Source organism: Blastomonas sp. (assembly GCF_041747255.1).
Taxonomy (GTDB): domain Bacteria; phylum Pseudomonadota; class Alphaproteobacteria; order Sphingomonadales; family Sphingomonadaceae; genus Blastomonas.
The window spans coordinates 1-9360 of sequence record NZ_JBGTFM010000373.1; the positions used below are offsets into that span (position 1 = coordinate 1).

Annotated in this window: 7 protein-coding genes and 1 tRNA gene; 5 read left to right on the plus strand and 3 right to left on the minus strand. The window is 61.8% G+C overall.

Annotated elements, in window-relative coordinates; genetic code table 11:
- A partial coding sequence (locus ACEW8G_RS12630) for a tetratricopeptide repeat protein (RefSeq protein ID WP_373488767.1) occupies positions 1–903 on the minus strand: 903 nt, incomplete at its 3' end.
- A 268-nt stretch (positions 904–1171) separates the two neighbouring features.
- On the opposite strand from ACEW8G_RS12630, the gene ACEW8G_RS12635 reads away from it, so the two are divergent.
- From ACEW8G_RS12635 to ACEW8G_RS12650, 4 genes are read left to right on the plus strand one after another with little or no spacing between them, the layout of a single operon-like run.
- Positions 1172–3727: a cyclic nucleotide-binding domain-containing protein gene (locus ACEW8G_RS12635; RefSeq protein WP_373488768.1), complete on the plus strand. Its 2556-nt coding sequence runs from the start codon at positions 1172–1174 to the stop codon at positions 3725–3727.
- A 4-nt stretch (positions 3728–3731) separates the two neighbouring features.
- The gene (locus ACEW8G_RS12640) at positions 3732–4643 is read left to right on the plus strand and encodes a hypothetical protein (RefSeq protein ID WP_373488769.1); all 912 of its coding nucleotides are present in this window, start codon (positions 3732–3734) and stop codon (positions 4641–4643) included.
- A 42-nt stretch (positions 4644–4685) separates the two neighbouring features.
- Positions 4686–6554 carry a cytochrome c3 family protein gene (locus tag ACEW8G_RS12645; RefSeq protein WP_373488770.1) on the plus strand — a complete coding sequence of 623 codons (1869 nt, stop codon included), beginning with the start codon at positions 4686–4688 and terminating at the stop codon, positions 6552–6554.
- 44 nt (positions 6555–6598) lie between these two features.
- A complete protein-coding gene (locus ACEW8G_RS12650; RefSeq protein ID WP_373488771.1) occupies positions 6599–7444 on the plus strand; it encodes a phosphodiesterase in 846 nt (281 codons plus the stop codon).
- 19 nt (positions 7445–7463) lie between these two features.
- On the opposite strand, the gene ACEW8G_RS12655 is transcribed toward ACEW8G_RS12650, so the two are convergent.
- Positions 7464–7539: transfer RNA gene (locus ACEW8G_RS12655), tRNA-Ala, on the minus strand.
- Between the two features lie 162 nt (positions 7540–7701).
- Entirely contained in the window at positions 7702–8016 is a 315-nt protein-coding gene (locus tag ACEW8G_RS12660) for a TIGR02300 family protein (protein WP_373488772.1), read from the minus strand.
- 190 nt (positions 8017–8206) lie between these two features.
- Here ACEW8G_RS12660 and aroA point away from each other — a divergent pair.
- The coding region (gene aroA / locus ACEW8G_RS12665) for a 3-phosphoshikimate 1-carboxyvinyltransferase (RefSeq protein WP_373488773.1) at positions 8207–9360 on the plus strand (1154 nt) is incomplete at its 3' end.

The window sequence follows — 9360 nt, forward strand, 5'->3', positions numbered from 1 at the left end:
GCCCAGTTGCATGCGGCTGCGGATCAGCATGATCCAGCCATCGGTGTCGCCCGGCTCGCGTGTCAGGCGTTCTGCCAACCCGTCGACCATCTGCTGCACCATGGCATCCTGCTGGCCCTTGGGCAAAGTGGCGGCAGCTGCCATCTGTTCGCGGCTCGGACCGGGGATCGCGGCGGTCGCGGTTTGCGCGCCGTCGGTCTTGAACCCGGCGGTGGCGGGGGCGAATTTTGCCGATGCCAGCCGCGACGCTACATCGATGTCGCGTTCCTTGCCGACGATGCGGATGACGTCCTGAATGTCCTTGGCATAAGGCGCGTCGGCGGGCGTTTCGGCGAGCAACGCGAACCAATCCTCGATCGCCTCGGCGTGTTTGCCGTCAATATCCTTGGCGGCGGCGAGGAAATAACGTGCGCGCGGGTCTTTGGGGTCGAGCGCAACCGCGCGGCTGAAGGCGGCGCGCGCATCATTTGAAATCGCGCTGTCGTTGCTCGCCATCACCAGCGCCTCGCCGAGCATCGAATGATATTCCGAATTGTCCGGGGCCAGCTGGATCGCACGGCGCATCGCGGTTGCCGATTCTGCAAATCGCCCGGTTTCAAAATAGGACCAGCCCAGCATCCGCCAGCCTTCGGCGTCGTCGGGCCTGTCCTGCAGCCGCGCTTCGAGCTGGGTGATCACTTCATCGACCGAGGCAGGCTCGCCCTGCGCATTCAGCGGCGTGGCGACCGTGTCTGATGATGCGGGTTGATCGCTGTAGACTTTGTAGCCAATGGCGCTGGCCGCAATCAGGGCTGCGGCCGCCAGCGCAACGCGCCCGGCGCCAAATCCTTGCTTCGGAGCATCCGCCATCGCAGGCGGTGCAGGGGCAGAAGCCGGGGGGTCGGGCACGGGGTTGTCGGTCATGATTGTCGGTCTCTTATGCCTTGCCAGCACATTATGCTAGCCGACTGGCTGAAAAATCCAATTTCTAAGTGGCATTGGTCACAATCTTTGCTAGAAATATCGTCGAAGGGTTCGCAACCGGAATTTGGGCAAGTTCTTGCGGCAACGGGGCAATCTGGCTGAAGCAGGACCGATCGTAAGAGAAATCGGTCAGCGATGCGTCAAGATGCAGCCATTGCCTTGCAGGCGTGGATGGCATGTGCATCGACAACAGGGGGGCGCGAACTAAGTGAGCGAGATTTTCCGCGTAGCCATCATCGGATCGGGTCCTGCGGGCAAAAGCGCCGCTGGCCGTGCGGCCAAGCTCGGCCTGAGCCATATCCTGCTCGAAAAGACCGATCACCTCTCTGATACAATCTACAAATACCAGAAGGGCAAGCACGTGATGGCCACGCCATCGCAGCTCGTTCTGCGTTCAGACCATGAATTCGATGCCGGCAAGCGCGAAGACATCCTGCAAAAGTGGAATGACACGACCAAGGAACTTGGGGTCAATGTGCGTTTCAATGCGGAGGCCAAGGCGATCCGGGGCACCGGACCGGCGATTGAGGGCAGCGTGCATGTCATCGAGATGCGCGGGCGCGACGGCACCGTCACCAAAAAGGAAATTCAGCGCTACGCACCGCCCTATGAGATCACGCTGACCAGCGGTGACACGATCATGGCGGAAAACATCGTTTTCGCCATCGGCACGCAGGGCAACCCCAACCGTATGCGCTGCCCCGGCGGTGATCTGCCGCATGTCCAGTATCAGCTTGATGATCCCACTGAATATGTTGACGAGCATATCGTCGTCATTGGCGCAGGCGATGCGGGCATCGAAAATGCGCGCGGCCTGGCTGAAGACAGCGCGCAAGGCAATGTCGTAACCGTCGTCAGCCGTGGCCCCGAAGCGACCAGCCCCAAGGAAAGCTTCCCCACTGCCAAGGAGGCGAACGCGCTGGCGCTGCTGGGAGATCGCAACGCAGGCAAGCTCAACATCCGGTTTGAGACCGACACCGCCAGCGTCGAGCCCGGCTGGATCACCTTCAACACCCGCGATGGTGAGGAGCGCGTGCGCTGCGACCGGATCATCGCGCGCATCGGCTCCGCCCCGCCGCGTGCGTTTATTGAAGAATGCGGCATCGCCTTTACCAGCAGCGACCGGCTGGCGTTCCCGCAGCTCTCACCAGTGTTCGAATCGACCGCGCCCGGCATCTTCATCATCGGCGCGCTGGCCGGCTATCCGCTGATCAAACACTGTATGAACCAGGGCTATGACGTCATTGAGTTCATCAACGGCAACACCGAGTTGAAACCGGCGGACGAGCCGATTCTCGAGGCCAAGTTCCGTGGCCTGCCGGGCAACAAATCGGTCGCCGAATGGCTCGACCTGTTGCGCGAGAATGTGACCATCCTTAACGGCATGAATCCGCTGCAGATGCGCGAGTTCATGCTCGATTCGGATGCAAAATTCTACCGCAAGGGCGAAGTGATCTTTGAGCGCGCCGCGCCGGGATCATCATTGTTCGCTGTCGCGCAAGGATCGGTTGCGGTGCAGATCGACCCCAATGATACGTCGCGCATTGTGCCCATCGGCCAGGGGTTGATCTTTGGCGAGGTCGGGCTGATTTCGGGCCGGCGGCGCGGGGCGACGGTGGTCGCGGCTGAGGACACGATCTGTGTGGAAATCTCGCGCAACGCTGCGCTCAAGCTGCAGAGCCAGGTACCCAGCGCCAGAAAGGCGATCGAGCGCATCTCGACCGAGCGGCTGCTGCTGCAGATGTTCGGATCTGGCCTGAAGCCCGATGATATCCGCGAGGTGGTCGACACCAGCAAAATCCGCCAGATCAAGCCTGGCGAGGCGATTTTGAAAGAGGGCGATGAAGGCACCGAAATCTATGTGATCCGGGTGGGGTCAATGATTGTCGAGAAGGAAATCGGCGGCAAGCCGGTGTTCCTGTCATATCTTCCCGCAGGCTCGTACGTGGGTGAAATGGCTTTGATTGCGGGCGGGCAACGCACCGCGACGGTCAAGGCGGCGGTCAAGTCAGAGGTCATCCAGATCGACGGCGAGGCGTTCAAGCAGGTGCTCGAGGCCAACCCCGAACTGCTCAAGCGCGCCAAGCGCGACATGGCCAGCCGCCAGGACATCAACGCGTTTATCGAAGCCAAGAAAGACAGCTTTTCAGGCGTCGTTGACATGTATTCCGGCGTTGCCAACTTCCTTGTTGAAAACGGCATCGGTGAGGCGACCGACGTGCTGCTGATCGACGAAAGCCTGTGCGTCGGCTGCGACAATTGCGAAAAGGCGTGCGCCGACAGCCATGATGGCCTGTCGCGGCTCGACCGCGAGGCTGGGCGATCCTACGCACATCTGCACGTGCCGACCAGCTGCCGCCACTGCGAGCACCCGCACTGCATGGCCGATTGCCCGCCCAATGCAATCAATCGCGGGCCGGATGGTGAGGTGTATATCAACGATACCTGCATCGGTTGCGGCAACTGCCAGCGCAACTGTCCCTATGGCGTGATTCGCATGGACAAGGTGCCGCCCAAAAAGCCCAGCCTGCTGTCATGGCTGTTCTTTGGCATGGGGCCGGGGCCGGGCGAGCCGAGCAAGAAATGGGCCTATGCCAACACCGATCCGGGGGTCGAAAAGCCCAAGAAAGCGATCAAGTGCGATATGTGTGCCGGGATTGAGGGCGGCCCCAGCTGCGTGCGCGCGTGCCCGACCGGCGCTGCCATCCGCGTCGCCCCGGATGAGTTCCTGACCGTCGCCCGGCTAGAGCAGGAGGAGGCGTAACGCCATGGCAAGCCAAGCCCAGCCCGCCGCGCCCGCCGCGCGCAAAAAGACCAAAGGGCGTGAGCGCAACGCAATTCATGACGGCTTTTTGCGGCATCGCAATTTCCGCTGGATGAAAATTGCGACGGTGCTCAGCATCGTCTGCCTCGTCAGCTATTTTCTGGTCGATGTCGAACCGCGCCATAATGGCGGGTCGTGGTATGGTTATACGCTGGGTACCATCGGTGCATTGCTGATCATCTGGCTGACCTGCCTTGGCCTGCGCAAACGGGCGATCACCCCGGGCGGCTGGTCGCTGAAAGCATGGACCAGTGCGCACGTCTATCTTGGCCTCAGCCTGATCGTCATCGGCACGCTGCACACCGGGTTCCAGCTTGGCTGGAACGTGCATACGCTCGCCTGGGGCCTGATGATGATCGTCATCATTTCGGGAATCTTCGGTATCTATTTTTACGCAACGCTGCCCGACAATTTGTCGAACAACCGAGCCGATTCCGATGGCGCGGTGACCGAGCGGATGATGATCGAGCAGTTGCGCTCGCTCGACCGGCAGTTGCACGATGCTGCGCAGCCGCTGGAGCCGGCGCAGGCGGCGCTGGTGCAGGCCTCGCTTGAGCAGGACCCATTTGACGGCAATTTCCTCCAGCGCATCGGCAACAGCTATCGCGGCTGCGAAACCCGCGCTGCGATTGCCGAATTGCGCCGTCTGCGCGCCTATCAGCCGCGCATGGGTGAAGACCCGCTCAACAAGGTTGATGACCTGCTGCAGCGCAAGGAATCCTCGTTGGCGCGGCTGCGCAAGCATTTGCAGATCAAATCGATGCTGCAGGTCTGGTTGTTCGTGCATGTGCCGATGACATTCGCGCTGCTGGCGGCGCTCTCGGCGCATATTTTCAGCGTGTTCTTTTATTGGTGACGGGTTCGGTTGGTTAGGGTCGTGGGTTTTGGGGGCAGTTGAATGATGTTTGTCGTCCGCCAGGTCGCCTTGAAGGCAGATGGCAGCGAAATTGTCCGCCAGTCAGAGGTGGTGGGCGAAGAGATATTCATCGGCCGTAACGCCAGCAATGGCGTGCACCTGCCCGATCTGGCGGTGAACCCGGTCCATGCGCGCATCGCCCGGCGTGGCAGCGAGCTGACCATCACAGCGCAATCGCAGCAGCCGTTCGATATCGATGGCCGCAGTGTCGAGGCCACCACGGTTGAGTCGGGGCGCGGCGCGGAGCTGCGCTTTGGCGGTCATATCGTCCAGATCGGGGCGGAGGGTGACAACATCACGCTCACCGTGCGCCGGGTCGAGGCGGTGTCTGACAGCGCCGAGGATAAAGACGAGGGCGCGATCTATTCGCTCAAGGGGCTGCTGCCCGGCAAGCGGATGAGCGCCTGGGGCTTTGCCATCCTCATTCTGATCGCGATGCTGGCATGGCCGATCTACACCTGGTCGAGCTACAAGGACCTGGCCTATAAAGAAAAAGCCACACGTCCTGCCGCTTTCCATGCAGACGGCATGTGGTCATCGGGCAAGCTTAGCCTGGCCCACAAGACCCTCAAGGACGATTGTCAGTCCTGCCATGTCGATGCGTTCGTATCGGTGCGCGACAATGCCTGCATGACCTGCCACGAAAAGGATGCCAGCCCGCACGCGCCGATGGAACGCCAGCTCTCCGCGCGCGGTGACCCCACCGGTTTTGCCGCTTTCCGCCGATTCGTTGCCGCCAGTTTCAACAAACCGGCGGGACGCTGTGTTGAATGTCACACCGAGCATGAGGGTGCCGGTGCTATGGAAGCGACTCAGCAGCGCTTCTGCGCTGATTGTCACGATGGGATGGACACGCGCTTGACCAACACCAAGCTCGATAACGCGGCCGATTTCGGCAATGCGCATCCGCAGTTCCAGCCTGCGGTGTTGGTCAAGCCGTTGCGCGGTGACGACACCAAGGCACCGCGCAAGCGCATCTCGCTCGACAAGAACCCCAAGGAAAACAACGGCCTCAAGTTCCCGCACGACATGCACCTGAGCAAGACCAACGGGGTCGCGCAGATGGGGCGGCGGCTGGCGACCAAGCATGGCTTCGGTGATGCACTTGAATGCTCTGATTGTCACAAGGCGGACAAGAACAACGTCGGCTTTCTCGAAGTCGATATGGAAGAAAGTTGTGCAATGTGCCACAGCCTGTCCTTCGACAAAATCGGTGGCACGTATCGCACGCTGCGGCATGGTGAGCCGGATATGGTCAAGGCGGATCTGCGCGCCTTTTATCGCTCGACCGCGCCTGCGCGCCCGATCAATCTTGGCAGCCTGGCACGGCAGCGCCCCGGCGCGGTCAATGCGCGGCGTACCGCTGGCGATTATGCCCGCGCTGTCAATTTTCGCGGCACCCGCGCGGATCAGGCGATCCGTCAGGTCTTCTCGCGTGGAGGTGCCTGTTATGACTGCCATGTCGTCACCCCGCCATCGTCATCGGGCGGGCTCGATTTTCAGATCGCGCCGGTCGCGCAGACCAAGCGCTATTTGCAAAAGGGCTGGTTCACGCATGACGCGCACGACAAGGAAGAGTGCACCAGCTGCCACCTTGCGGAAAAATCGAGCGAGGCCAGCGATCTGTTGATCCCCGGCATCAAGAACTGCCGGACCTGCCATGTCGGTGAGACCGGCGAATCGCTCATCAAGGTAAAAAAGCCGGTCGAATCGACCTGCGCAATGTGTCACGATTACCACGCCGACAAGGGGGCTCCATGGCTGCTACGCGAGCAAGACAAGAAGAAAAAGCAGCCTATCATAACGGCGCGGTCGTCGGCCCACGGAACAGGAGCGCGTCTGCAACGTTAGGCGGCGTGCCCTTTGGGGAAGAGCACAAAGGAAAAGAACGCCGGATGTTGATTGCGCAGGTTACCGATATTCATCTGGGCTTTGACCCTGACAATCCGGCTGAGTTCAATCGCAAGCGGCTTGATCAGGTCATCGCCATGCTGCGCCAGATTGACCCGCAGCCCGATATGCTGATGGCGACAGGCGACCTGATCGACCGGGGCGATGAAGACAGCTACCGGCGGCTGAAGAATGCGTTCTCGGTGCTGCCGTTCCCGGTGCACATGTGCATGGGCAATCATGATCAGCGCGATACCTTCAGCGCACAGTTTCCCGAAGTGCCGGTGGTCGATGGCTTTGTCCAATATGAAGTCGAGGCCGGGCCGCTGAGGGTGCTGGTGCTCGATACGCTCGAGGAAGGGCGCCACGGCGGCGCGTTCTGCGAGGTGCGCGCTGCCTGGCTGACTGCGCGGCTTGCCGAGGCACCGAACCGTCCGACGCTGATCGTGCAGCACCATCCGCCGATTGAGGTGGGTATTCCATGGATGAACACGCACCCTGAAGAAGCGTGGGTGCACCGGCTCTCAGCCTGCTTTGCCGGCCAAAACCAGATTGTCGGCATGATCTGCGGCCACGTTCACCGTGCCATCGTCAGCCACTGGAACGGCTTTCCGGTCGCGATCTGTCCGTCGAGCGCGCCGCAGGTGGCGCTTGAGCTCGCCCCCATCGATCCTGATACGCCCGATGGCCGCAACATGATCATCGCCGACGCTCCTGCCTTTGCACTGCACTGGTGGAACGGCCGCGAACTGATCACCCATTATGAAACCGCCGACGAACACGTGATGCTCGCCCGCTACGACGAAAAAATGCAACCGCTGGTGCGCAGCCTGCTGGCGGAGCGGCCTTGAATCCAGGGTGACGGTAAATTGGTGGAGCCTAGCGGGATCGAACCGCTGACCTCTACACTGCCAGTGTAGCGCTCTCCCAGCTGAGCTAAGGCCCCGTATGCGCCGGTCCGGGTGGTGTCGGGCGCTGATGAAGGACCGCTCCTTTAGTCGAGCGGTCCATGCGAGGCAAGGGGCAAAACGCCCCCTGCGCGCGGCAATCAAACAACATTTAAACCGCAAACCGGCAGCGCGCACTGCGCCGCCGGTTTGGCGCGCGATCAGCTTTCCTCGTCGCCATCGTCGCTGGCGGCAACGCCCAGATCGTCGTCTCCGCCCAGATCGACATCATTGTCGGGCGAATCGCCATCGTCATCGATGTCCAGATCCTCGTCGGCCAGATCAACCGACTCCTTCTCGACAACTTTCTTCTTCTCTTCCTCAAACGGCATCGGCTGCTTGGACTTGAGCACCGGCTCGGGTGTCCAGCTGTTGCCGCAGGTGATGCAGGTGACAGGATCGTCCTTGCCCAGGTCGTAAAAGCGGATGCCGCATTTCGGGCAGCTGTGCTTGGCGCCCCATTCAGCTTTGATCATGGATAAAAGGCCTCGGTTCAATTGCGTGCAATGATGTGTGGAAGAGATGTGCCAGTTCCGGTCTGTTGAGCAAGCTGCAAAGACCGAAAATTGGCGTGCGCCTTGCCATAGCTTTATGCCGCTGTCAAAAGCTGCGTCGCATTTGCCCTTAAGGCTGCGGCCTGCACTGACCGGACCCACACTGACCATCATGCCTCATTCTGTTTCGCCCGGGCCGTCGCCCCGCACGTTCCGGCCCTCTGGCCCGTTGACCGGCACGATCTGTGTGCCCGGTGACAAATCGATCTCGCACCGCGCATTGATGCTGACGGCGCTGTGTATCGGGCAAAGCCGGATATCGGGGCTGCTGGAGGGCGAAGATGTGCTCGCCACCGCCGCCGCGATGCGAGCGATGGGCGCAGTCATCACGCGCGCCGACGATGGCGTCTGGACGGTGCACGGCGTGGGCGTGGGCGGCCTGATGCAGCCGGCCAGTCACCTCGACATGGGCAACAGCGGCACTTCGACCCGGCTGCTGATGGGGCTGATCGCAAGCCATCCGATCAGCGCAGTGTTCACCGGCGATGCCTCGCTCAGCCGTCGCCCGATGGCGCGGGTGACCGATCCGCTCGGCCGGATGGGGGCGGAGTTTAGCGCTAGCCCCGACGGCACCCTGCCGCTGATGATGCGCGGGATCGCGCCTGCCATGCCGATCACCTATCGCTTGCCGGTGGCATCGGCGCAGGTCAAATCGGCGGTGCTGCTTGCCGCGCTCAACACGCCGGGCACGACAACGGTGATCGAGCCGGTGGCGACGCGTGATCACAGCGAGCGCATGTTGGCCGGGTTTGGTGCGCAGATCGCTGTGGAAACGGACCGAGAGGGGGTGCGGCACATCAGCGTGACCGGGCCGTGCGACCTCACCGCACAGGACATCGCGGTGCCGGGCGACCCCTCGTCCGCGGCGTTCTTCATCGTTGCGGCGTTGATTGTGCCGGGGTCGGACCTCACCATTGAGAATGTTGGCATGAATGCGACCCGCACCGGATTGATCGATGTGCTCACCCAGATGGGTGGCCAGATCGAGCGACTGAACGAGCGCGTCATCGGCGGCGAGCCGGTCGCAGATCTGCGGGTGCGGGCCAGCACGCTCAGCGGCATCAGCGTCGATCCGGCGATTGCGCCGAGCATGATCAACGAGTTCCCGGTGTTCTTCATCGCCGCCGCGATGGCCGAGGGCACGACTGTGACCAGCGGACTCGACGAGCTGCGCGTCAAGGAATCGGACCGGCTGGCGACGATGGCGGCGGGGCTGGCCGGGATTGGCGTGGCTGTTAAGGAGCGCGCCGACGGGCTGGTCATCCA

Excerpts from the sequence above, each read along its gene's own strand:
- ACEW8G_RS12640 (WP_373488769.1), top strand. The coding sequence starts at position 3,732 with ATGGCAAGCCAAGCCCAGCCCGCCGCGCCCGCCGCGCGCAAAAAGACC.
- ACEW8G_RS12645 (WP_373488770.1), top strand. The coding sequence starts at position 4,686 with ATGATGTTTGTCGTCCGCCAGGTCGCCTTGAAGGCAGATGGCAGCGAA.
- ACEW8G_RS12650 (WP_373488771.1), top strand. The coding sequence starts at position 6,599 with ATGTTGATTGCGCAGGTTACCGATATTCATCTGGGCTTTGACCCTGAC.
- ACEW8G_RS12660 (WP_373488772.1), bottom strand. The coding sequence starts at position 8,016 with ATGATCAAAGCTGAATGGGGCGCCAAGCACAGCTGCCCGAAATGCGGC.